Origin of the sequence: Fibrobacter succinogenes subsp. succinogenes S85, assembly GCF_000146505.1 — a bacterium.
Taxonomy (GTDB): Bacteria; Fibrobacterota; Fibrobacteria; order Fibrobacterales; family Fibrobacteraceae; genus Fibrobacter; species Fibrobacter succinogenes.
This window is the reverse complement of the sequence record NC_017448.1, coordinates 3781586-3803617: the sequence shown is the minus strand read 5'-3', so window position 1 is coordinate 3803617 and position 22032 is coordinate 3781586. Positions and strand designations below refer to the sequence as shown.

Genomic DNA, 22032 nt, shown 5'->3' with positions numbered 1-22032 from the left:
GGTTGGTGGTTAGGAAAGAAAGAACTCTTGATACTTGCATTCCTGTCTACTAACCACTGTCTACTGCCTACTGTCTACTACCTTTCGTCTTTCGTCTATAGCCGCTTGCGGCGTTCTTTCGTCTAAATCAAAATTGGAAATACAAGAACGGATTGTAGCTCTGGGTAAAGAGCGCAAGCGTTGCAAGGATGAAAAGCCCAAGCACGACAAGCGATTTTTTGAACGAGACGTCAACGCACCAATCGTAGCTGCGGAACTTCCAGAACGAGAAGAGCCCTGCAAGCAGCATGAAAGTGACGCATGTCGGCGTGAAAATTTCAGTAGACAAAATCACGTCGGAAGCAGCCGTTGCGCCAAGCCCAAGCATATTCTTCCACATGCGGACGGCATCACCAATGGAATCTGCGCGGAACAGCACCCAGCCAAAGAGCACAATCACCTGAGTCAAAAGGATTTGCACCACGCGAGGAGCCTTGTAGTACCAAGCGTTCTTGTTGTTCGCACGTTCGACAATCATGAAGAAGGCGTGATAAAGGCCCCAGCACACAAACGTCCAGTTCGCACCATGCCAAACGCCACTCACGAACATCACGAGGAATAGGTTGAAGTACATGCGCCCCGTCGGCACGCGGTTACCGCCCAGCGGAATGTACAGGTAATCGCGGAACCAGCTTGTGAGGGAAATGTGCCAGCGCTTCCAGAAGTCCGTAATGCTAATCGAGCGGTACGGGCCGTTGAAGTTGCGCGGGAAATGGAACCCGAGCATAAGGCCAAGACCGATCGCCATATTAGAATACGCCGAGAAGTCAAAATAGATCTGGAACATGTAGGCAAGCGAACCCCACCAGCTATTGATGACGCCCGGAGCATCGGCTGCAAAAACGCGGTCTGCAATGATGCCCACCTGATTTGCAAGGAAGATTTTTTCGGCAAAACCAAAGCAGAAGAACAAAATACCGCGCACAAAGTTTTCGAGCGTATGCGTGCGGGTTTCAAGTTCTTCGGCTACCGTATTGTAACGCACAATCGGGCCAGCCACAAGCTGCGGGAAAAGCGCCACGTAGCATGCGAATGTCGCAAAATTCTTGACCGGAGGTGCCGTACCGCGCCACACGTCTATGGCGTAACTCATGGACTGGAACGAGTAGAACGAAATACCCACCGGCAAAAGGACCGTCATAATCGAGAACGGCTCACAGCCAAGCATGGTCGCAAAATCATTCACGATTCCCATGCCGAACATGTAATACTTGAAGAACCCAAGCGCACCGAGATTTACCGCAATCGCCGTACCGAGCGCAAAATTCCGCTGGAACTTGCTTGCGTCAGGCGCCGAGATGAACCGCCCAGCCACGTACACCACGAGCGTACAACCGAACATAAGGAACACGAGCCATGGTTCGAGCCAGCCGTAAAAAACGTAACTGAAGATGGTAATGAACAAGTTCAGGAACGAATGCTTAGCCCCGAGCTTGAAGAGAACAAAGTAGCCAACCAAAAACGTCGGCAAGAAATAGAAAAGAAAAATCTGGGAAGAGAAAACCATTAATTACTCGTTCACTTCAATAGCCAAGTAGCGCGGGGATTCGTCGTCAAAGTATTCATCTTCAACAGCGCCGTCCCAGTTGCCTTCGAGCGGGATCAGCTTGAGCGTGTATTTGGACTTGGCCTTGAATTCGCCAACGTTGCCCTTGGACTTGTCGGCCATCTTGTCCTTGACCTTGCCGCGAGCGATGAGCGGGTTATAAACACCCACGAGAACTTCCTTGGCGTCGAGCTTGCCCGAAACAACCTTTTGGACCTTGTACTTAAATACATAGACATAGCTGTACAGGTCATTGCTAGGCATCTTGCCCGGAATTTCGGTCAAACGCCCTTCAATGGTGATCGGGTCGGCGGCGAACACAAAGGCGGCCGCGAGGAACAGAGAAAGTATGATTTTCTTAAGCATAAGATTAAAATAGTAAAAAAAAACGCGGGATGCCCACTTAGTAAGGAGGAATATCGTTCCAGGGAGACAATTTCCCAAAATCAATTATTTCAGCATCTCAAGTTCCATAAAACAGAAATTTAATCCAAAATTCACTAGTTTTTACTTTATTCAAAGTGCGATTTTTCAAAATTTAACGAAAATTTTTCAATTTTTACACCAAAACAGGTCGTTTCAAAATAAAATTTCACTAAAAATTTCAAAAAATTTCACAAAAGTCGGGTTTTACCTCTTGCCACCCTCAAAAATTACTCCTATATTTCAGCTCATCTAAATTTTCATCTATTCTTTAAAAGACAGGATAAATTATGGCAAATAAGACCTTAAGTGGTGCCGAAGTGATTATCGAATGCCTCAAGCGTGAAGGCGTTGATACAATTTTCGGCTATCCCGGTGGATCGGCCATTCCGATGTTCGATGCCATCCTCGACTCCAGCATCAAAGTTGTGCTCAGCCGTCATGAACAGGGCGCAACCCACATGGCTGACGGTTATGCCCGCCAGACCGGTAAGGTCGGTGTAGCTCTTGTCACTAGCGGTCCGGGTGCAACGAACACGTTTACAGGTATTTATACAGCTCTCATGGATTCTAGCCCGATCGTCGTGCTCACGGCACAGACGACGACTCCGAACTTGGGCAAGGACGCTTTCCAGGAATGCGATACTAGCGGTATGACTTTTGCAACCGTGAAGCATTCTTACTTGGTGAAGGACACGAACGACCTTCCGCGCGTGATGAAGGAAGCTTTCCACATCGCACGTTCTGGCCGTCCGGGCCCGGTGCTTATCGACCTCCCGAAGGACGTGACTGCAGGCCCCTGCACCGCTCCGTTCACGGACCAGATGGACCTTCCGGGTTACAAGATTCCGACCTACGCTTCTACTGAAAGCGTCGAAAAGGCCGCCGAATACCTCAAGAATTCCAAGAAGCCGCTTTTGCTCGTGGGCCACGGCGCCATGATTTCTGGCGCACACCGCCAGGTGAAGGAACTTGCCGAAAAGCTCGGCGCTCCGGTTTGCTGCACAATGCTTGGCCTCGGTGCATTCCCGACCGACCACGAACTTTCTCTCGGCATGCTCGGCATGCACGGTACAATTTACGCCAACAAGGCTGTCCTCGAATGCGACTTGATCCTTTCGATCGGTAGCCGTTGGGACGACCGCATTACCGGTAAGCTCAGCGAATTCTGCAAGAACGCCGTGAAGATGCACATCGACATCGACCCAGCCGAAGAAGGCAAGGTGTTGCAGCCGGATGTGTTCATGTGCGGTGACGCGAAGCTCGTCCTGGAACAGCTCCTCCCGATGGTGAACAAGCTCGATACCGCCGACTGGATCAAGACTTGCCAGACCTGGAAGAAGCGCTATCCGCTTACCTACGCCAAGCAGGGCGGCCTCCGTATGCAGCACATCGTTGCTACCGTGAGCGAACTTACGCAGGGCAAGGCCATTGTTACCACAGACGTGGGCCAGCACCAGATGTGGGTTGCACAGTTCTTCCACATCAACTATCCGCGTCAGCTCCACTCCAGCGGTGGCGCAGGCACGATGGGCTTTGGCTTCCCGGCTGCTATCGGTGCCGCATTCGGCAACGAAACCGGTTGGCCGGTTTGCAGCTTCAGCGGTGACGGTGGCTTCCAGATGACCGAAGCAGAACTTGCAACAGCCGCGATCCACAAGCTCCCCATCAAGATTTTCGTGATGGACAACAAGTACCTCGGCATGGTGCGCCAGTGGCAGGAACTCTTCTACGACCACCGCTACTCCAGCGTTGACATGAGAGGCAACCCGGACTTCGTGAAGCTCGCTGAAGCTTACGGCATCCCGGGTCTGCGTATCAAGCGCCCGGCCGATGCTGAACGCGTGATCCAGAAGGCTTTGGACTACAACGACGGCCCGATCCTCATCCACTGCGAATGCGAAAAGGAAGACAACGTGTTCCCGATGATTCCGGCAGGCGCTCCGATCACAAGCATGATCACCGAACAGCCGAAGACGCAGCTCGAAAAACCCACCGGATCGACGTAATAGGAGAATTAGAAAATGAAAGATATTGCACATTCTATTAGCTTGTTAGTGGCAAACCGCCCGGGCGTGCTCGTGCGTATTGCACTCGTGTTCTCCCGCCGTGGCTACAACATCGATTCTCTCGTCGTCTCCCCCACGCTCGACCCGAACTTCAGCCGCATGAACATCATCGCTCACGGCAATCCCGAAATCTTGATGCAAATCATCAAGCAGCTCGAAAAGCTCGTGGACGTGGTTCAGGCCAAGGACCATACCGGTACGGACGCTGTGGAAAAGGAACTTGCCCTCATCAAGGTTCGTTGCACTGCAGAACAGCGCACCGAAATCTTGCAGCTTTGCGACCATTTCCACGCCAACACGGTGGATATGACGATGACGTCCATGATTATCCAGATTACGGGCAACAGCCAGAAGGTCGATACCCTCAAGAGCTTGTTGCAGAAGTTCGAAATCGTGGAATACATCCGCACGGGCAAGGTCATCATGCTCCGCGGTGAAGATAAGACTTAGCCTTTAGAACTTAGAGCTTAGATCTTAGAACTTAGAGAAATGCATTCGGGATTCCGGATGCATTTTTTGCATATTCTAAGTTCTACCAACTAAGTTCTGCCAACTGCGGCGAAGTCGCAACGCCTATATGCAACGGATGCAACAAAAACGTTCAGAGCCAATCACAAAAAAGGCCCCAAATTACACTTTATATTCCAAAACAAACTATATTAACATGGTGTAAGGATGTAAGGAGGAAAATTTTTATGAAAATCGAGAAGAAGAAAGTTACCGGAAATTCACGTTTGTCGAATGCCACCAAGGCAGGTGTTGCCTCAATGCTTGGCATGTCCGCAATTTTGATGAGCGGCTGTACAGGCGATGCTGAAAGTGGTCAGGTTATCGGCCCTGTTGAACCAGACAACAACAATCCAAACAGCAGCGACGCCTCCGAAAGCCCCGAAATACAATCAAGTTCTTCTGTAACCGATATTCCGCTGAGCCACGAACGACTCAGCAGTGAAGCCATCGAAGCACTTTCTTCTTCTTCCGTACAAACGCCAAGCAGCTCTTCTGTTGCACCAATTCAAAGCAGTTCGTCAGAAGAAATCGTCAGCAGCTCATCCGAAAGTTCTAGCAGCACATTTGTCGAAAAGCCCCGCAGTTCGTCGAGCGTCAAGGAAGAATCTAGCAGTTCCACAGAAGTCGTCCCACCATGGCCAAGAGATTGCAACAAAATTGATTCTATGGGCGTAAACGTCATTATGTGCCATGACGATGACGACTTTCCGCTAGTGAGCATGGTGTCCACATACGAAATGTTTGACAATGTATAAGATCTGCAAGTGTTAGAGGGAACCATGAAAATTGAGAAGAAGAAAGTCGTCAAAAGCTCAAAATTGAGCCATTTTACCCAAAGTGCGGTCGCAGCTGCACTCGGAATTGCGGCATCCATCGGTGCAACAGCTTGCGATGACAGTGTATCGGCAAATAGCGGAGACCATCCCAAGCAGCAGCCAGAGAACGAACCGACATGCGGACAGGCGGCATGCGGAGAACAATACAGCAGTTCTAGCTATACCGACATTTCTTCAAGCGGAGAACATCTCAGCAGCGAAGCCATCGAAGCACTATCCTCTGCAATGCAGCCATTGAGTAGCTCCATGGTGTACCCGCCGCCAGAATCGGGTTCCCCGATGGTCATGTCTTCTGAACGTCTCAGCAGTTCTTCCGTCGAAAAACCTAGCAGTTCGTCTTACGAGCCACCTCCAGAAGCAGGCATTCTCCCGCCGTACGAAGATTCTTCATCAAGCGAAACGCTGTCAAGCTCGTCCGAGGAAAAGTCTAGTAGCAGCAAAACAGCAATCCCTGCCACTCAAACCACACCTGCCATAGATACGCTCAACCCTCGCATACACATCTGCGATGATGGCTCGTGTATGATATTCAGCATGGTCACCACGTTCGAGCAAGACGACATTCAAGCATGAATTTAGTCCTTTGCCTTACAGAACAATGTAATTTACGTTGTACCTACTGCTATTACAAGGAATCGCAAGCAGACCGCAAAACGGTCATGGACGATGCAACCCTCGAGCAGGCCATCAAAATTGCACTCGACCGCACGATTTTCTTTAGGCAGTCGTACTTGAACATCACGTTCTTTGGAGGGGAGCCGCTTTTGCGAAGGGACGCCATTTATAAAGGTGTTGAATTCGCAAAGGCGATTGTCGATGACGCGATGGACAAAGGCAAAATCTCAAAAAATTTCAAGTTGCAATTTGCGGTCAACACAAACGCCACGCTGTTTGACGACGAATTCTTTGACTTTTGCGAACGCGAAAAATTCCGCATTTATCTTTCACTCGACGGGCCGGAACACCACCACGATATCGCGCGCCGCACCGTCAACAATACGGGAAGTTTCAAGGCCATCGAAAAGCATATTCCGCGATTCGTGAAACTCGGCGCAGTCGCGTTAAGCACCGTCACGCGAGCCCACGTCAGCACGCTTTTTGAGAGCGTCAAGTGGCTGCACGAACAGGGATTCCAGAGCCTTACCACAAGTGTTGATTTTGACGGTAAGTGGAGCGGTGAAGATTTTGACAAGCTCGCCTTGCAATACCAGAAAATGGCAGATTACTGGAGAGAATGCCGCGAGAAAGGCGACAAGTTCTTCCTCGGCACAATCCACGACAAAGTAAAAATAAGACTTATTAATTCGCGATACAGACTTTATTCGTGCCATGTGTACAATGGAGCCATCGGTGTTGCGACAAACGGGAATATGTTCCCTTGCACACGGTTTATCACCTCAAACCCAAACACCCACTATGTGCAGGGGAACGTTTTTACCGGCTTTGACGAAGCGGCTTGTGACAAGATTCGAGTATTTTTAGACAACGACAAAAAGGAATGCGAGGGGTGCGACATCCGCTACCGCTGCTGTGCGCACGAGTGCGCCTGCACGAGCTACTACACGACGGGGACAATAGAAGGAGTGTCACCCGAAGTGTGTACGCACGAAAGAATGCTCGCAGAAATCTGCGATACACTGCTTGAGAAAATGGCGTAAAATAAATGGCGTAAAATAAATGGCTAAAATCCGAGGACAGCTTCGGAGATTTCGTTCGCTTCGTCGGAACCGTCATCGGCGCGGTCGGCATTGAACTCGCCCCAGCCTTCGCTGGTACCGCAGCCTACCCCAACATCCATCGTAGACCACTTGAACACGGCATACACGCGTTCGAAGCGTTCCAGAATTTCGGTCAGGACATCCTCGGGCGGTTCGTTTTCGACAAGGAAAGTTCCATCGATTGCATATAGCTCGGACTCCGGCAGTACCTCGAAGCGGCATTCGTATTCATCGGTCATGTAATCTTCGACGGAATACCATTCTCCGGAATCGACGCTCGGCAGTTCGGCCTCCGGGAAATGTTCCATGAATGCGCTCCACAACGCATCAAGATCCTCTTGGACTCCAATGAAACGGACTAAGATTCTGCAATCCATACAACCTCCTTTTGATTTCAATTTAGAAAGAAAGAGCCGAGCGGTTCTTACAAAACAAAAAAAGAACTCACATAGTGAGTTCTTTTTTTTCTGGAGGTGAGGGGAGTCGAACCCCTGTCCAAAATCACGTCCATGTACGTTCCTACAAGTGTTCCCTTCGTATTTAAGATCTCGTCTTATCCACGCCCAAGAAGGTCGGCGCGGAGTTTGACCAGCCTAGTAAATCTCGGGAGATGCCCCCAGGCATGACACTTCCCTATCCCATATTGCGTCCGGACGTACATCCCGATGGGAGCGGAATGAGGCCCGGCGTTGCCGTTAATTAGGCAGCGAGTGCGTAGTTTTCGTCAGCACTTATTTTTTTTCAGACTTTTTAACGAGTTGCCCTCGTCTGAGACCTCGACTTGCAACTAACACTTCGGTAACCCTGTCGAAACCAGAGCACCCCCTTGTGTTCTACACAAGGATGCTCGGTTGAGACAGGCCTGTCGATTAAATGCGAGCTAGCGAGCATTTAAGCTCTTGAGAACGCATGCGTTCGAAAGACCCGGAGGGCAAAATTGCTGCGAGTAGCAGGAATTTTGGCCAACCAGAGCACCCCCGTATATTAGCGGTTGAGTACAAATATAACAAACATCGAGTTAAAAAGCAAAGGGGTCCCCACCTTTCAACTCTCGTCTAAACTACCCCTGAGAGGTTTCGGCGAAGCTCAAGCGTTCGTAGTTTTTGAGCGCGAGGTTCAGGCGATATTCATTCGGGAAGAGGCACACGAGATTGCGTTCCTTATCCATCATGCAATCGCCGGCGTATTCTTCGGCGAACTTGCCGACATCGGCTTCGGGACCCTTCACCCAGCGGATGCAATGAGCTGGCACGCGGTCAAGTTGCACGTCGGCGCCGTATTCGCTCTGCAAGCGGAACTTGAGCACGTCAAACTGGAGTTCACCCACGACGCCCACGACAGGCACAGCGGACTTGAGCGGTTCATAGAGCTGCGTTGCACCTTCTTCCGAAAGTTCGGCAAGGCCCTTCGCCATCTGCTTAGACTTGAGCGGGTTCAAAAGCGTCACGCGGGCAAAGTGTTCCGGAGCAAAGTCCGGAATGCCCGTGAAGTTCATCTTTTCGCCATCCGTAAGCGTATCGCCAATGCGGAAAAGTCCCGGATCGTTGATACCCACGATGTCGCCCGCCCAGGCGTGGTCAATCACTTCCTTGTCCTTCGCGAGGAACGCGGTCGGAGCAGCCAAGCGGATGTCACGGCCCGTACGCACGTGGAAAACCTTTTCGCCACGGGTAAAGCTGCCCGAGCAAATGCGGAGGAATGCCGTGCGGTCGCGGTGTTTCGGGTCCATGTTGGCCTGAATCTTGAAGACAAATGCACTGAAAGCGTCTTCGTCCGGCTTAACCGGGCGCTTGTCGGTGTCGCGGATCATCGGCGGAGGAGCGAGTTTTGCAAAAGCGTTCAAAAGCTGGCGCACACCGAAGTTGTTCACGGCAGAACCGAAGAATACCGGACACATTTCGCCCTTGAGGAACTTTTCGTGGTCGAACGGATCCATACCGCCCGTGACCATTTCGTACTCTTCCTTGAACTGATTCACCCAGTTTTCACCGCAGAGTTCAACGAGGCGCGGATCATCCGGTCCTTCCATCTGGATAATCTCTTGCTTGCCATCGTCCGGGTTGAACGTGTGGAACGTATTTTCGGCGATGGAATAGACGCCCTTGAAAAGCTTACCGACGCCAATCGGGAGCGTAAACGGAGCAGTCTTAATCTGCAAAACGCTTTCAATCTGGTCGAGCAAGTCGAGCACATGGCGGCCGTCCAAGTCCATCTTGTTGATGAACGTGATAATCGGCGTATGGCGCATGCGGCAGACATTCATCAAGCGAATCGTCTGCTTTTCAACACCGTTCACACTATCGATAAGCACGAGAGCGGCGTCCACGGCGGTGAGCGCACGGTACGTGTCTTCGCAGAAGTCCTGATGCCCCGGGGTATCGACGAGGTTGAACATGCAACCTTCGAACGGGAAGTTCAACACGGAACTCGAAACAGAAATACCACGTTGCTGTTCAATCTTCATCCAGTCACTAACGGTATAGCTCTTGTTGGCCTTCGCGCGCACGTGACCAGCCTCGCGAATCACATTCCCGTACCACAGGAACTTTTCGGTGATGGTGGTTTTACCGGCGTCAGGGTGGCTGACGATGGCGAAAGTGCGGCGTTTTTCAATTTCTGGATTCATGGAGCAGTAATCAGTGATTAGTGGTTAGTGGTTAGGACGCAACCATTTTTACGCGGGCAAATATAGCAATTTTAAGTGGTAAGTTCAATGTATCATTAGTAGGCAGTAGACAGTAGGAGGACGAGAGACGAAAGACGAGTGACGAGAGGTAAGATATCTTTTTATTTTTAGAAATATGGCAATTAAGAAGACGCAATCTAGAACCGTAAAGAATACGAGGACTTGGGTAACGCATGAGTTTCCTGCACTTTTCGATGAAAAATCAGAGGTTCTGTTGCTTGGTTCCATCCCCTCGCCCAAATCGCGCGAACAGGGATTCTATTATGGGCATCCGCAAAACCGGTTCTGGAAAGTTCTCGCAAGCGTCTTGAATGAGCCAACCCCTGAGACCATCGACGAGAAAAAAGCGATGCTTTTAGAACACCATATCGCATTGTGGGACGTTCTTGACAGTTGCACTATCATTGGAGCAAGCGATACGAGCATTGAAGACGTCGTGCCGAATGATATCGCATCGCTCATTGCGAAAACGAAAATCAAGCGCATCTTTTGCACAGGCGCCACTGCGCACAAACTCTACGAAAAATACTGCGAAAAGGCGACCGGAATCAAGGCTGTCAAATTGCCGTCCACCTCCCCCGCCAACTGCGCTGTCAAATTCGAGAAACTCGTAGAAGCGTATGGGGAAATCAGACGAGAGACGACAAATGCATAAGCTGAGAGTCGCGGCCAAATTCATTTGGACATGACCGAAGCGAGCATTTTGGACTTAAGCGAAGCGATAAATGCGTAAGGCGAATATTGCGGCAAAAAACTTGTTTTTTGACATAATTGAGCCTAGCATTTAGCACATGTGCAAAGTCCAAAGACGAGAGACGAGTGACGAAAGAACAGCTACAAGCTTTTGGGGTGGAAGCTTTTGCGGTGGGCAGGCGAGAAGCCTTGGCGGCGGATGGCGTCGAGGTGAGCCTTGGTGCCGTAACCGGCGTGCTTGTCAAAACCGTATCCCGGATAAAGTTCTTCTAATTTATCCATATAGCGGTCACGGAAAACTTTCGCAAGGATCGAGGCCGCCGAGATGCTAGCGATGCGGCCATCACCCTTTACAATCGGCATCTGATTTTCGGCAGGAACACCACGAATCTTGAGATTGCCATCGACTGCGATTAGAACGTTAGACGAGAGGGCCGATGCCGGAACGGAGTCCGGCATGACATCGTTCAGCGAGCCTTTGACTTCAATGGGGATTTCGGGGGCGGATTCGTTGAGGCCGGGGAATCCGAGGGCCTGCAAGGCACGGCGCATCGCCAAGAAGTCCGCTTCAAGAATGTTGATTTCGTCAATTTCTTCAACGCTCGCGCTAGCAATCGCATAACAGGCACAAGCGTCCTTGACCGCATCAAACATCGCTTCGCGCTTAGGGCGAGAAAGTTTTTTGGAATCGTTCAGCGTCAAGAGCGCATCGGGCGACTTGAGTACAGCCGCGCAAGCGACAACAGGGCCTGCAAGCGGTCCTCGACCAACTTCATCAATTCCCACGACAATCGCGGAATTCTCCGCAGCGAACTTGCGCAGAGCCACCTCCCCTTCTACCGGGGATTCAATGTTTTCCAAAAATGCGGGCAGTTTGAATTTCATAGACCCAGCGAGGCCGCGTATTCCTTAATTGTCTTCCAGTACAAAGCGTGTTCTTGAACCAAGACGCGGGCGGCAAGCGTATCGGCGGTATCGTCTTTCATCACAGGAACTTTAGTCTGCGCCAAGATACGACCGCGGTCAATTTCTTCGCTCACGAGATGCACCGTCGGGCCAGATTCCGTTTCATGCGCGGCAAGCACAGCTTCATGAACGTGATGTCCAAAGAAACCTTTACCGCCAAACTTCGGCAACAGCGACGGGTGAATATTCAAAATGCGGTCCGGCATACGCTTAAGCATGCAAAGTGGGAGCGCCTTCATGTAACCGGCCAAAATCAAAAGGTCCACATCGTACTTGTCGAGAACTTCAAGCATAGCCGCTTCGTACGCAGCCTGATCCGGATGCGTCTTACCCGAAATGTGATGCACCGGGATTCCGAATTCTTCGGCATGATGCACCGCACCACAACCAGCGTTGTTCGTGATTAAGAACTTGCACTGGGCTTCGAGGTCACCCTCGCCAATGCGGTCAATAATTGCTTTGAAGTTGCTTCCACCGCCGGAAGCCATGACGCCAATTTTAAACATGGGCCAAATATAGTTTTTTTTAGACGAAAGACTAGAGACGAGAGAATATTCCAACAATCATGGAATCAAAACAAATCTTTAGAGTACCTCTTTCGTCACTCGTCTGTAGGACCATAGGTCCGTTCTCTCGTCTAACTTACTTATGATCGATTCCAGGTGGAGTGCGGAGGTAATAGATGACGCACGGGACGGTTATGCAGACGACCCAGACTAAAAAGTTGACGTAGACGAACCACGATTCAAAGGTGACGTGGGCTGGGATAACGTAGGCTTTCAACAGGGAAAACACGACGATGAGGAAAACGCCGGGGAGCATATGTGCAATCAACTTAGTCATACCCTAAAAATAAATCAATCAGAAGCAATTGATGTAAATAGTTTGAAAAAAGACATCGTAAAACAAAACTTCACTGGATCCCCCCGCTACGCTCCAGGATGACGCATCCCTCTTTCATCTCTAGTCTATAGCGGCATAGCCGCGTTCTTTCGTCTATTTACTATCTTTCCACCCGTATAAACCTTTAAATTATCGGACCTCATTATGAGCATTAAAGAATATCTTGCCGGTGCAAAAATGTCCGGCTCCGTCCAAAAGCTGATGACCCCGGGTCTCGCTGTGGAATTCATTCAGCCGTGGTACACCCCGCTTTCTACAACTCCTTCCACCACGGGTATTGCCGTGGGCGGTATCGGTTCTACGTTTACAGCAACGCCAGCAGGCACGACTCCCGTGATGAACGTGATGCCGGGCGTCCAGGTTCGCACCGAAAAGGCTTCTGACCTCCGCTTCAACAACTTCTTCTTCAAGGAAGCTGTGCTCAGCGCAAAGGCTGCGCTTGTGATTGGCAACTTCGCCGCATTCGGCATTTACAACAACAACTTCCCGCTCCTCGATGCTAATGGCGCACGCGTTTTCGGCGACGCCGACATGAAGGACCAGAAGAAGGCCGAAGCCAAGCTCAACAAGGTTCTCGCCGACAAGACTTTCTTCGAAACGAACAAGGCCGCTTTTGAACGCTGGCACATCCAGTTCAGCGACCGCACTCAGGCTTTGATCGCCGCAGGCAAGGACACCGCCGCCATCAACCGCGCCGTGCTCATTGACTTCTTCGACGGCATGGTTGGCGAAAAGGCTGCACGCGAAGGCGCTCTCACCGCCGCTTGGACAAACGACAGCGAATTCCTCGGCCAGCCGGGTTATGACGCCGCCAAGATGAAGTACACCGCCCTCTATCCGGTTAGCGAAACTGTCTATGAAGGCAAGGGTGTCGCCATCACCAAGACGCAGTCCAGCTACGTGACTCCGGGCGACGAACGCCTCTCCAGCCTCCCGGTGAACGCCACCGTCTTCACGCTCGAAAACAACACCAAGGAAACCCGCGAAGTGACGATCGTCCAGATTCAGGACAGCATCACGGGCTACATGGCCAAGAAGGACCGCCAGGGCGTTCAGGACTCCAGCTTTGTTCTCGTTCCGGCAGCACGTTTCCCGAAGGGCGTGCAGTTCGACAAGGAACTCGAAGATGGCCGCTCTGTTCGCGGTATCGAATTTTATAACGAAAAGGCTCTCGCCGAAAGCGACTTCAACGGTTGCATGGGTGTGAGCGTAGCTTGGAACAAGAAGGACAACCTCAACGTTTCCGTGAAGCCGATGTTCTACCAGGACGACGCCAAGTCCGTCTTGAAGGCAGCTCTCCAGAGCGGTCGCGTTGCAGGCTCCTGGGTCAAGAACGTTTACAGCGGACGTGAAACGATTGCCGGTGCCATCGCCGTTACCGCAGTCCTCAAGCCGAAGCAGAAGGTCTCCTTCCAGTTCAACATGGTGCTCGACTTCCCGGAAATCAAGCTGAACAAGCTCACTTCCGCCAAGAAGTACACCGCATTCTACCCGGAAGCATACGGCCGCGTAGTCGCCCTCCTTACGGAAGCTCTCGCTGCCGACAAGACTTTTGATGATCGCCTCAAGGCATTTGAAAACCTTGTTCCGAAGAAGCCGGTTGCCAAGCTCTACAAGACTGCCGCCAAGCAGGCTGAATTCAAGAGCCTCGCCATCAACACGCTCAGCTTCCTCGCCGAAGCCACCGTGTGGGACAAGGAAGACCGTTTCCTAGTCCGCGAATGCGCCGACTATCCGTTCTTCAACTCTCTCGACGTTTACTTCTACGGCAGCTTTAGCTTGCTCGCCCTCATGCCGCGCCTCGATGGCGTTGTGATGAAGCGCTTTGGTGATGCAATCCTCGCCGTGAACAACAACCGTCGCCGTCACCACGAATTTGTGAACCTCCCCTACGCCGACCTCCCGGATCCGAAGCTCGAAGGCCCGCGCGCTGTGCGTGGCGCTGTGATTCACGACCTCGGTAGCCCCTTCGACGCCGAACCGGATGCCTACGACTGGCACAACGTTAAGGAATGGAAGGACCTCGCTCCGAAATACGTGCTCATGGTCTACCGTCACTACCACAAGACGAAGGACATGCAGTGCCTCGCCGATTGCAAGGAAGCCGTTTACGCCGCTATGGAATACCTAGAAAAGATGGTGAACCCGGGCGAAAACTTCCCGCTCACGCACGGTACGGACGATACGTTCGACAACCTCTGCAGCTACGGCATCTCCGTTTACTGCGGTTCCCTCTGGATTGCAGGCCTCCGCGCTGCCGCAAAGATTGCAGAGCTCCTCGGCGACAACGAACAAGCTGCCAAGTGGAACGAAAAGTCCGAAGCCGCCAACAAGGAATTCACCGAATCCCTCTGGGACGAAAACGAAGGCTACTTCCGCTTCTTCGTGACCCCGATGGAAATGAAGGACTTGAACGTCGAAAAGTACGCCGAACTCCGCGAAGCCGTGAAGGTTTCTCTGGAACTCCCGGAAGATCCGAACGCTGGCGTGAAGGCAATCAACGAATGGCTCTGCGCAGGCGAAATCCCGGACGGCGAAGACCTCTCCAAGAACGAACTCCGCGGTCTCAAGAAGGCTTGGATTACGGCTCAGTGCAAGGAAGCCTTCACCAAGAGCTGGGAAGCAAAGATAGCCAACGACTGCGACGACGTGTTCGCCGACACGATGCTTGCAGACACTTACCTCCGCTTGCTCGACCTCGAACCGATTACCGACAGCGCTAAGGCAAAGTCTAACTTGCTCAGAATTTTCAATACGAACTATAAGGCCAACAGCCCGCTCATCGGTGCTGCAAACCTTGTTCGTAAGGACGGTTCTCCGCTCGACGAATTCAACTTCCAGGCTCACGACGTTTGGATCGGCATTCAGTACAGCATCATGACCGCCATGATGTTCCACGGTTTGGAAAAGGAAGCCTCCGTGCTCGCCGATTCCATGATCGGAAACCTCTATGACGAAGCCCGCGTTCCGTTCGCTGCACCGGAAGGATTCAACGGTTCTTGCCGCCTCCACCCGGAAGCACTCGTTGCAAAGTTCGGCCTCAGCGCAACTGCCGCCGACAAGATGCACAAGGAACTCCTGAAGAAGGGCGCACTCCTCGCCGACTCCCGCATCAGCCCGAAGCTCCCGCGCAATCTCGCCACCTTCACGAAGGCATTCGGCGCCATTGCCAAGAGCAACAAGGTTGATGTGAACGAGCTCTTCACGCTCCTCCACAGCACGGCACTCAAGTACACCGCTGGTAAGTACTTCCGCCCGGGCATGGTGTTCGCTCTGCTTTATAAGTAATCGGAAAATTCAACGCACAAGAAAATGCGCAGGCTATTGATTAGCCTGCGCGTTTTTTAATTCCTCGTACTTTTCAAATATAATAAATCCAGCAAGGCGAGAGAAGTGACCGATTTTCGGGCATTTACGAGCCGCAGCGGATTTGGAGCGAAGCTCAAAAGTTTTTGGAAGTGAGTTCGTTCAATCAGATGTTCGCAATTTGTTCAAAATTAAATTAATGCAAAACGGTCTACAAAAAAAACTACAACAAACCACTAAATAAAGCATCAACATTCTTTATATCTTCTTGCTCTTTTTTCTCGCAACTACTATTTTTTGCAGATTCAAAAAATTTAAAATTTCGATCAACAATACTTTTTAAATCAACATTTTCGCGAATAGAGTCAATTTCATCTTCTTTCAAAAATGGATACGTATCTTTGATTTCCTCCAAAAAAATTTTCATTTCTTCCGCAACTTCTTCACATGATGTACATATAAAAGCATCAGTTTCATTTCCCAAAATATTTTCAATATCATCAAGCAATGATTCATACACACATTCTTGCAGATATTCAATAACAAAATGTTGAGCAAAAGATGTTTTTCTATAACCCTCTAAAATAGCACCAAAATCCGAATAATCGTTACAAAAAGACCAACCACAGCATATGATAAATTCAGAAAAGTCATATTTGGATAAATTTTCTATAACGATAAAATAAAAATCAAATTTATTATCATCAGTAATTATGTCGTTATTTTTTATAGCATATTTTATCAGATTAGGAACAAGCCCACACTTATTTCCCATAAGGCGAATTAAACGAATTTTCGCATCTGACCACGTTTTTTTAGGGATCTCTTTTACAATATCCCTATAGATCGATTGAACATCATCAATTTTTTCTTCATTTGATTCTATAATTGTTATGGAATCAACCGTTCCAAGAACACTACACAATTTAACTATTATATCTCTTTCTAAAATGGTGGGCAATACATAATCGGTAACAGATGGGTTAAACACAGAAACAATAGCTTTCTTGCATCCACCCGATATTTCAACATCCCTTCTTAAGATAGATCGAAGACACCCACTCAAAACATATTCAAAATCATTACGTTCCAGTTCAGGAATTTTTATACCCATTACAACAAGCGCTTTACTATATGCATTCTTGAGCGTACTCTCTTGAATTTTTTCTCGATTAGCAACAACTAATTGAACTAAAAGGCGTTGAGAAGAGTCTAATTGCCCTGTAAAGCAATTTTCCCAAATTTCTTTAGGATTATCCAATGATTCAATGATGAACTCTAAATAATGTTCTTGTTGCGAATCTTCAAAATTCTCCTGTTTTGTAATAAAATGGATTAGTCGGGGATTAAAATTTCTATGTTCAACAATCGTCTTATAAGCTTTGTTTTTCACAATGTTCGCAATTTCACCAGCCCCCACATTTGAATTTTGCAAATGATTGTACAAAATTCTAGCTTTTGTTAAATAAGAGTATTCCCCCACATTAACTATATACGCCCGTTTCGTAAGACGATAATCTCGATATCTTTGGCTATAGGCACATGCTTTTTGAATGATATTCGTCCTAGAAGTAAGAATAAATCGTTTGTTCTTTTCTTTTGACATCCGTTTTAGGAAATTAACAATAGAACAGTCCTGTTTCCCAGAGAAACAGTTGTAATAGGTGCTACCTAAAAAATCATCAAAATAGAAGATAATCTTCTTTTCCGTATCACTTAAATCATAATCGTCGTGCGAAAACTTACCCTCAAAGAAATGAACCTCATACCCTTCTTTGAAATAAAGAAGACAAATATATTCAGCCAAAGTAGTCTTTCCCACGCCAGGTTCGCCAGCAATTACAGCTACATGGTTCTTTTCTAGCGAATCCACCACATTCTTCACATCAGGAGTTTCAACAAACACATTATTTAAGTCTTCCCATCGGTTCTGCAGTTCATAAAAACAGTTCATGTTAGCGGGTTTAAAGAGCATCCTAACTATTTCGGCGTTCGTCGCCCACAACTTTATGGTAGATTTCAAAGTCGCAGGATCTTTGTCAAGTAGACCACTTATTGAAACCGCACCCAAAACAACTACGTCTTGAACGACATTCTTTATCAAAGCTCTTAATGTTTCAGCCTGATTCCGAGATAAATTTAAAGATGTCGCTAAAACATAGCACGAAATATTCTCGTTTTGAATTTTTGGCAATTCCTCTTTTTTTATTACACTCTTTAACCTGCTAAAACCAGACCTAAGATAATGTTTCGCTTGAACGATGGTTTCCTTAGGGAGGTCATAGACAAGTCCATCAATCCCATTATCACGGCCTTCGGCATACTGTTCAACGACTCTTGTTTTACCAATCAAGAGTTTATCGACCATTTCTTGAAAATCATTATCGCTTAAAACAGAGAAATCGTAGTTCATATTCAAATCTAATTTGCATGGGAGCGATTTCACACCAATCTACTTGCAACGGCTTCCAAACAAGATTAAAGCAATCTTCCACAGAAGTTATTTAAAAGAGCAATAAGGCTATAACATATAGACTTTTAATTCATGCATTCATTCAAAGTTACAGAATCAAATGTATAATTGATGGTCAAAATACAATCTTCTTTTTTATGCATATAGCACAACTGATTATGATAAACAACAAGCCATTTGTACTTACGAATAACTTTTGCCTTTGCCGCCACATCATCAGAGTTTTTATTATCAATGTCGTCGTAATTACAATACTTGCTTATATTATCTCTCAATACATCCATAAAGCAACATTGTCTGAAAACAATTTATATTCCACTCGCATATCAGCAAGTTGACTCAGTACGAACGAACTATTAATTGAAATCGCAGACTTCACAGAACGCTCTATCTTTTTCTTCAAATTTTGTACGAATTCAAGTTCAGCCTGTTCATTGCCAGAGAAGAACGATTTACAGCCAAGAACATCGAAATATGCGATATAGTAGTCAGCATATTATATTCTCCTATTTTAAATTTATTGTTTTACTTAAAATATTCCTGCTCGAATTTTTTCAAAACTCTACAGGTCTGCCCGGCACGAAGAACAGCTGCCATAGCAAGATTATTCAAAAAACCTATCGGCACAAAAACACCTGTTTTGATATTATCATAAAACTTTTGCATTTCAATCGAAAAAACCTGAGCACAATCCACATAAGAATCATGATCAAGAAAATCATTTTCCCGTTTCAGAATTTTAGGCTGAGATTCTTCTGGTTTGAAATACACCCTATTCGTATTGATAGAGCAACATACAATTAGAGATTCCGTTTTCTTAACTACCAACAAATACTTTCCGTGATCCGTCTTTATCACAGAATTCATCTCTGAATGCACGACAGAACCGCGTTCAGAATACAATTCCCCTATTAACTTTTTTGGCAAGTCCATAATTAAAGAGCCTGCCTAAAAAGAATATCATCTTTTACATATTTGCGTAATTCGCAATCAGCACCAATTTCATCCAGAATTTCATCTATCCTGATGGATGTATTCATACCAGATTTTTGTGCAGAATTCCATGCATGCTGATGGGACAATCGAGTTAATTCATCAAATGATTTATCTTTATACAAATCAAAAGAATACGACAAAGCCTCTATATCTGATTCCGACAAGAAATCAGAATTAACAGTTTTCAAAGGAACAACAAACCCTTTTTCAGAGCCCTTGTCAAACCTCCGAAACGCATCTCCTTCCGAAGGCGTAAACTTCATTTCATCGTATAAAACAGATGGAACAGGACCATTATTCATAGCGATATAGGTATCACCTGTAACAGTCCTACCATATTTTTTCAGGTGGTATAAGTCAGCAAACCACAAGATTTTAAAAATCTTATGCAAGCGACATTGGTCTTCGGGCAACTTCGTAGCAACCCACAAAGCTGCGTTAAGCAAGACCTCTTTGCCAAATAGCGGTTTAAAAGCAGACATTAAACACCTTCTCTATAAAAATATGAAAAAGAATACATTCAGTCAACATCTCCCCAAAACAAGGTTTCATTCTTTTCACAAGCTTCAGATATACACATTTGTACACTATAAAATATACACAAGTTTTTTCCGTTTGTCAATACTCCGCATCAACAAAAAAAAGAGCAGCGCAATTTGCGATGCTCTGTAGAAAAGATTTTGAAGCAGAAAAAAGCTACAACGCTTTAATTTCTTCGACTGTAAATCCGGTTCGTTTAGAAATAGCTTCTAAAGGAAATCCGTCATCGCGGAATCCCCTGGCCATGGCTTTTTTCTCTTCCAACGCCTTAGCCTCAGCTTCTTTCCTTCCTTCTTCCCTGCTTTCATGAAGATCAAATTCGTAAGTCATATATTTATTCCTTATGAAAGTATCGGTCTTGTAAAAGGACACCTGGTTGTTGATGGCTTCGGTTTCGCAGAAGTCAGCATTCCTCGTTTATAAACCTATCCCTCGCCCCACTAATTTTCAGGCAACTCAAATGAATTTATCCCGTACACCTTTTTCAGGTGTTCGTCGATGAATTCAGAATCCTTCAATTTCTGCATCATGACACGCAAGTCATAATTATTCAAGCAACCTTTCTTTTCAGCTTTCCTTGCAACAATTTTGCGGACTTTGAGTTCCTTAATTTCAAAACAGTCCAGCCAACTGTCGTATTCCAAAAAATCGGCATAATTCTTCTGAGAAAGCAGGTACTGCTCATTTTGCCATTCAGGATCGTTGGAATAATCGTTTTCCGAATTTATCAAAACTGCAGCAATCTGTTTCCGGTCCGACTTAGCTCCGGAAACAACAACATATTTCAGCCTAGTGGGATACCCTTGGGTATTAATGCCATCCGCCGAATCAAGCTGCACATAGATGATATCACCGACATGCAAGTCTTCAGCATACTTCACCACGCAAACTTCGTCATGAAGTTTGGCAAGAACTCCGTTTTTGTCTTCCATTACGCTAACTCGGCAACAAGAAGTTCTTTTTCGCGGATGTACTCAATCATCTTGTCGGAAGCGTGACCGGACATCGCAATATCGATATTCGTCATAACATCCTGCTGAGGATCCTTCTTGGACCTGGCGACAACGCTATGATAAACAGCATCGTGAGATTCCTCGGACAGGTCATAGGACTTTTTGTCCTTGCAGTAGTCAAACCACTTGTCGAGGTACTCGCGTTCCTTCTTTGCGATAAAATCCAGATTCGGCTCTTTCAAGGCATAGACCTTCTGGTCGACAACCTTGATGGATTCCATGAACTCCTTCAAGTCGGGGAAATCGTCACCCACCCCATCTTCGACATTCTTTATGACCTTGTCGGTCAATGTCGGGATAGGGCCATGCATCCTGGCCTTGAAAGTTTCTGGGACCAAAGTCTTGCCAAAACGGCACAGGTAATCCCTTTGGGCAAAATAGATTATCTTGAAAAGCTTGATGTAGTCTACGCCGTCATCAAACTTCTGCAATACATAGAGTATCACATTCTCGATTTTCTTTATTTGCTCTAGAGTCTTCATTTTACACCACAAAGATAGAGTTTAATTCAACGCTTGTCAAACCATCTAGCGTGACAAGCGCACTTTTCACACCCCTAAAATACATAATCCATTTTGACAGTTTGTGACAAAACGGGATTTTTTTTCCGAAGCGTGAAAAAAAAAGCAATTACATCTACCTTACGGGATGCTCTCCACCGCCCAACCATTGACCAGTACAAAGCCAAATTTCATAGAAATAAAGCCACTCAATCGCCCATGGAATTACCGTTTCAGATAAAAGCATCGATCTATCCCATGGTCTTTTCTTAGGATGATAAAGGCATAGTCTTTGTTTCTGATTGTCATATACATGTTCTAAACGAGTTGCTCCTTCAGCCAATTCCAATGGTTTCGGATTAACAACATATTTCCCGTTCAAGTCTCTCAACTGTTCAATCGGAGTCCTTCTACGACCCATAAAACGTGTGTCCATGCGAAGCCAAAACTCCTACCGAACCAATTGTCCCTGCTTTACTAATTCTAACTTTTCCGCTATCAAATTCCTTTTTCATACTCGCCCCCATGTTTTCAAACAACGCTTTTGTCACGCGTTCACCAAATTTATCTGAAATAAATTTATAGACACGATCTTGTCCTTCAAGAGCTAAGAGCGTTTGCAGGTCATTCTTGAGAGCCACAAGCCACTTATAAAAATTCGCTCTTTTCCGAGGAGTCTCCTCCCATTTATCGGCAAAGGGAAATCCCGGCTCGGAGGCCGGGATGACATAGGGGTGTGACGGTTTACCCCTAGCACCAGCAAAACAAACAGCACCCTGCTCTTGCGGGGTGCTGAAATTCGGCAATCAACCAGC

At 47.5% G+C, this 22032-nt stretch carries 22 protein-coding genes and 1 other RNA gene; 7 read left to right on the top strand and 16 right to left on the bottom strand.

What is annotated here, in order from left to right:
* Positions 1-127 precede the first annotated feature (127 nt).
* The gene (locus FSU_RS15625) at positions 128-1546 is read right to left on the bottom strand and encodes an MBOAT family O-acyltransferase (protein WP_014547310.1); all 1419 of its coding nucleotides are present in this window, start codon (positions 1544-1546) and stop codon (positions 128-130) included.
* Positions 1547-1549: 3 nt separating this feature from the next.
* Positions 1550-1951, bottom strand: a complete 402-nt coding sequence (locus tag FSU_RS15620) for a hypothetical protein (protein WP_015732392.1) — start codon at positions 1949-1951, stop codon at positions 1550-1552.
* A gap of 347 nt (positions 1952-2298) precedes the next feature.
* On the opposite strand from FSU_RS15620, the gene ilvB reads away from it, so the two are divergent.
* The 5 genes from ilvB (at position 2299) to FSU_RS15595 (ending at position 7081) form a co-directional block, all read left to right on the top strand.
* Positions 2299-4017, top strand: a complete 1719-nt coding sequence (gene ilvB, locus FSU_RS15615) for a biosynthetic-type acetolactate synthase large subunit (RefSeq protein ID WP_014547308.1) — start codon at positions 2299-2301, stop codon at positions 4015-4017.
* 15 nt (positions 4018-4032) lie between these two features.
* Positions 4033-4527, top strand: coding sequence for an acetolactate synthase small subunit (gene ilvN, locus FSU_RS15610; RefSeq protein WP_014547307.1), 495 nt, complete (start codon positions 4033-4035; stop codon positions 4525-4527).
* A gap of 245 nt (positions 4528-4772) precedes the next feature.
* Positions 4773-5342 (top strand): hypothetical protein, encoded by a 570-nt coding sequence (locus FSU_RS15605; RefSeq protein ID WP_015732391.1) that lies wholly within the window; start codon positions 4773-4775, stop codon positions 5340-5342.
* A gap of 24 nt (positions 5343-5366) precedes the next feature.
* Positions 5367-5996, top strand: coding sequence for a hypothetical protein (locus tag FSU_RS15600; RefSeq protein WP_015732390.1), 630 nt, complete (start codon positions 5367-5369; stop codon positions 5994-5996).
* The gene (locus FSU_RS15595) at positions 5993-7081 is read left to right on the top strand and encodes a radical SAM protein (RefSeq protein ID WP_014547305.1); all 1089 of its coding nucleotides are present in this window, start codon (positions 5993-5995) and stop codon (positions 7079-7081) included. The genes FSU_RS15600 and FSU_RS15595 overlap by 4 nt, the downstream gene beginning before the upstream one ends.
* 23 nt (positions 7082-7104) lie before the next feature.
* Here the strand turns inward: FSU_RS15595 and FSU_RS15590 are convergent, their stop codons facing one another.
* The 3 genes from FSU_RS15590 to FSU_RS15585 form a co-directional block, all read right to left on the bottom strand.
* Positions 7105-7518, bottom strand: coding sequence for a hypothetical protein (locus FSU_RS15590; RefSeq protein ID WP_014547304.1), 414 nt, complete (start codon positions 7516-7518; stop codon positions 7105-7107).
* 88 nt (positions 7519-7606) lie between these two features.
* Positions 7607-7967: a transfer-messenger RNA gene (gene ssrA / locus FSU_RS16180) on the bottom strand.
* A gap of 234 nt (positions 7968-8201) precedes the next feature.
* Positions 8202-9767, bottom strand: a complete 1566-nt coding sequence (locus FSU_RS15585; RefSeq protein WP_014547303.1) for a peptide chain release factor 3 — start codon at positions 9765-9767, stop codon at positions 8202-8204.
* Between the two features lie 175 nt (positions 9768-9942).
* Between FSU_RS15585 and FSU_RS15580 the strand changes: the two genes are divergently transcribed.
* The gene (locus FSU_RS15580; protein ID WP_014547302.1) at positions 9943-10482 is read left to right on the top strand and encodes a DNA-deoxyinosine glycosylase; all 540 of its coding nucleotides are present in this window, start codon (positions 9943-9945) and stop codon (positions 10480-10482) included.
* A 179-nt stretch (positions 10483-10661) separates the two neighbouring features.
* Here FSU_RS15580 and FSU_RS15575 read toward each other — a convergent pair whose 3' ends face one another.
* The 3 genes from FSU_RS15575 to FSU_RS16175 all read right to left on the bottom strand — a co-directional run bounded on the left by FSU_RS15575 (position 10662) and on the right by FSU_RS16175 (position 12329).
* Positions 10662-11405, bottom strand: a complete 744-nt coding sequence (locus FSU_RS15575) for a ribonuclease HII (protein ID WP_014547301.1) — start codon at positions 11403-11405, stop codon at positions 10662-10664.
* Entirely contained in the window at positions 11402-11992 is a 591-nt protein-coding gene (gene purN / locus FSU_RS15570; RefSeq protein ID WP_015732389.1) for a phosphoribosylglycinamide formyltransferase, read from the bottom strand. Before purN ends, FSU_RS15575 begins: the two co-directional genes overlap by 4 nt.
* Positions 11993-12128: 136 nt before the next feature.
* On the bottom strand, positions 12129-12329 hold the full coding sequence (locus FSU_RS16175) for a hypothetical protein (protein ID WP_014547299.1): 201 nt from the start codon (positions 12327-12329) through the stop codon (positions 12129-12131).
* A 237-nt stretch (positions 12330-12566) separates the two neighbouring features.
* Here FSU_RS16175 and FSU_RS15560 point away from each other — a divergent pair, with 237 nt between their 5' ends.
* Positions 12567-15677, top strand: a complete 3111-nt coding sequence (locus FSU_RS15560; RefSeq protein WP_420805944.1) for a GH116 family glycosyl hydrolase — start codon at positions 12567-12569, stop codon at positions 15675-15677.
* Positions 15678-15918: 241 nt separating this feature from the next.
* Here the strand turns inward: FSU_RS15560 and FSU_RS15555 are convergent, their stop codons facing one another.
* The 8 genes from FSU_RS15555 to FSU_RS15515 form a co-directional block, all read right to left on the bottom strand.
* Positions 15919-18108: an nSTAND3 domain-containing NTPase gene (locus FSU_RS15555; protein ID WP_015732388.1), complete on the bottom strand. Its 2190-nt coding sequence runs from the start codon at positions 18106-18108 to the stop codon at positions 15919-15921.
* Positions 18109-18693: 585 nt separating this feature from the next.
* A complete protein-coding gene (locus FSU_RS15545) occupies positions 18694-19101 on the bottom strand; it encodes a hypothetical protein (protein WP_014547296.1) in 408 nt (135 codons plus the stop codon).
* A gap of 2 nt (positions 19102-19103) precedes the next feature.
* Positions 19104-19646, bottom strand: a complete 543-nt coding sequence (locus tag FSU_RS15540) for a Panacea domain-containing protein (protein ID WP_014547295.1) — start codon at positions 19644-19646, stop codon at positions 19104-19106.
* 214 nt (positions 19647-19860) lie between these two features.
* Positions 19861-20034: a hypothetical protein gene (locus FSU_RS16375; RefSeq protein ID WP_015732386.1), complete on the bottom strand. Its 174-nt coding sequence runs from the start codon at positions 20032-20034 to the stop codon at positions 19861-19863.
* A 110-nt stretch (positions 20035-20144) separates the two neighbouring features.
* Positions 20145-20636: a hypothetical protein gene (locus tag FSU_RS15530; RefSeq protein ID WP_014547293.1), complete on the bottom strand. Its 492-nt coding sequence runs from the start codon at positions 20634-20636 to the stop codon at positions 20145-20147.
* Positions 20636-21199 (bottom strand): Panacea domain-containing protein, encoded by a 564-nt coding sequence (locus FSU_RS15525; RefSeq protein WP_015732385.1) that lies wholly within the window; start codon positions 21197-21199, stop codon positions 20636-20638. Before FSU_RS15525 ends, FSU_RS15530 begins: the two co-directional genes overlap by 1 nt.
* A 154-nt stretch (positions 21200-21353) precedes the next feature.
* Positions 21354-21638 (bottom strand): type II CBASS E2 protein, encoded by a 285-nt coding sequence (locus FSU_RS16770; RefSeq protein WP_014547291.1) that lies wholly within the window; start codon positions 21636-21638, stop codon positions 21354-21356.
* The gene (locus FSU_RS15515; RefSeq protein ID WP_014547290.1) at positions 21628-22023 is read right to left on the bottom strand and encodes a hypothetical protein; all 396 of its coding nucleotides are present in this window, start codon (positions 22021-22023) and stop codon (positions 21628-21630) included. Before FSU_RS15515 ends, FSU_RS16770 begins: the two co-directional genes overlap by 11 nt.
* Between the last annotated feature and the right edge of the window lie 9 nt (positions 22024-22032).

Coding starts and splice junctions, on each gene's coding strand:
- FSU_RS15625 (WP_014547310.1), bottom strand. CDS start 1,546: ATGGTTTTCTCTTCCCAGATTTTTCTTTTCTATTTCTTGCCGACGTTT.
- FSU_RS15620 (WP_015732392.1), bottom strand. CDS start 1,951: ATGCTTAAGAAAATCATACTTTCTCTGTTCCTCGCGGCCGCCTTTGTG.
- ilvB (WP_014547308.1), top strand. CDS start 2,299: ATGGCAAATAAGACCTTAAGTGGTGCCGAAGTGATTATCGAATGCCTC.
- ilvN (WP_014547307.1), top strand. CDS start 4,033: ATGAAAGATATTGCACATTCTATTAGCTTGTTAGTGGCAAACCGCCCG.
- FSU_RS15605 (WP_015732391.1), top strand. CDS start 4,773: ATGAAAATCGAGAAGAAGAAAGTTACCGGAAATTCACGTTTGTCGAAT.
- FSU_RS15600 (WP_015732390.1), top strand. CDS start 5,367: ATGAAAATTGAGAAGAAGAAAGTCGTCAAAAGCTCAAAATTGAGCCAT.
- FSU_RS15595 (WP_014547305.1), top strand. CDS start 5,993: ATGAATTTAGTCCTTTGCCTTACAGAACAATGTAATTTACGTTGTACC.
- FSU_RS15590 (WP_014547304.1), bottom strand. CDS start 7,518: ATGGATTGCAGAATCTTAGTCCGTTTCATTGGAGTCCAAGAGGATCTT.
- FSU_RS15585 (WP_014547303.1), bottom strand. CDS start 9,767: ATGAATCCAGAAATTGAAAAACGCCGCACTTTCGCCATCGTCAGCCAC.
- FSU_RS15580 (WP_014547302.1), top strand. CDS start 9,943: ATGGCAATTAAGAAGACGCAATCTAGAACCGTAAAGAATACGAGGACT.
- FSU_RS15575 (WP_014547301.1), bottom strand. CDS start 11,405: ATGAAATTCAAACTGCCCGCATTTTTGGAAAACATTGAATCCCCGGTA.
- purN (WP_015732389.1), bottom strand. CDS start 11,992: ATGTTTAAAATTGGCGTCATGGCTTCCGGCGGTGGAAGCAACTTCAAA.
- FSU_RS16175 (WP_014547299.1), bottom strand. CDS start 12,329: ATGACTAAGTTGATTGCACATATGCTCCCCGGCGTTTTCCTCATCGTC.
- FSU_RS15560 (WP_420805944.1), top strand. CDS start 12,567: ATGTCCGGCTCCGTCCAAAAGCTGATGACCCCGGGTCTCGCTGTGGAA.
- FSU_RS15555 (WP_015732388.1), bottom strand. CDS start 18,108: ATGAACTACGATTTCTCTGTTTTAAGCGATAATGATTTTCAAGAAATG.
- FSU_RS15545 (WP_014547296.1), bottom strand. CDS start 19,101: ATGGACTTGCCAAAAAAGTTAATAGGGGAATTGTATTCTGAACGCGGT.
- FSU_RS15540 (WP_014547295.1), bottom strand. CDS start 19,646: ATGTCTGCTTTTAAACCGCTATTTGGCAAAGAGGTCTTGCTTAACGCA.
- FSU_RS16375 (WP_015732386.1), bottom strand. CDS start 20,034: ATGACTTACGAATTTGATCTTCATGAAAGCAGGGAAGAAGGAAGGAAA.
- FSU_RS15530 (WP_014547293.1), bottom strand. CDS start 20,636: ATGGAAGACAAAAACGGAGTTCTTGCCAAACTTCATGACGAAGTTTGC.
- FSU_RS15525 (WP_015732385.1), bottom strand. CDS start 21,199: ATGAAGACTCTAGAGCAAATAAAGAAAATCGAGAATGTGATACTCTAT.
- FSU_RS16770 (WP_014547291.1), bottom strand. CDS start 21,638: ATGGGTCGTAGAAGGACTCCGATTGAACAGTTGAGAGACTTGAACGGG.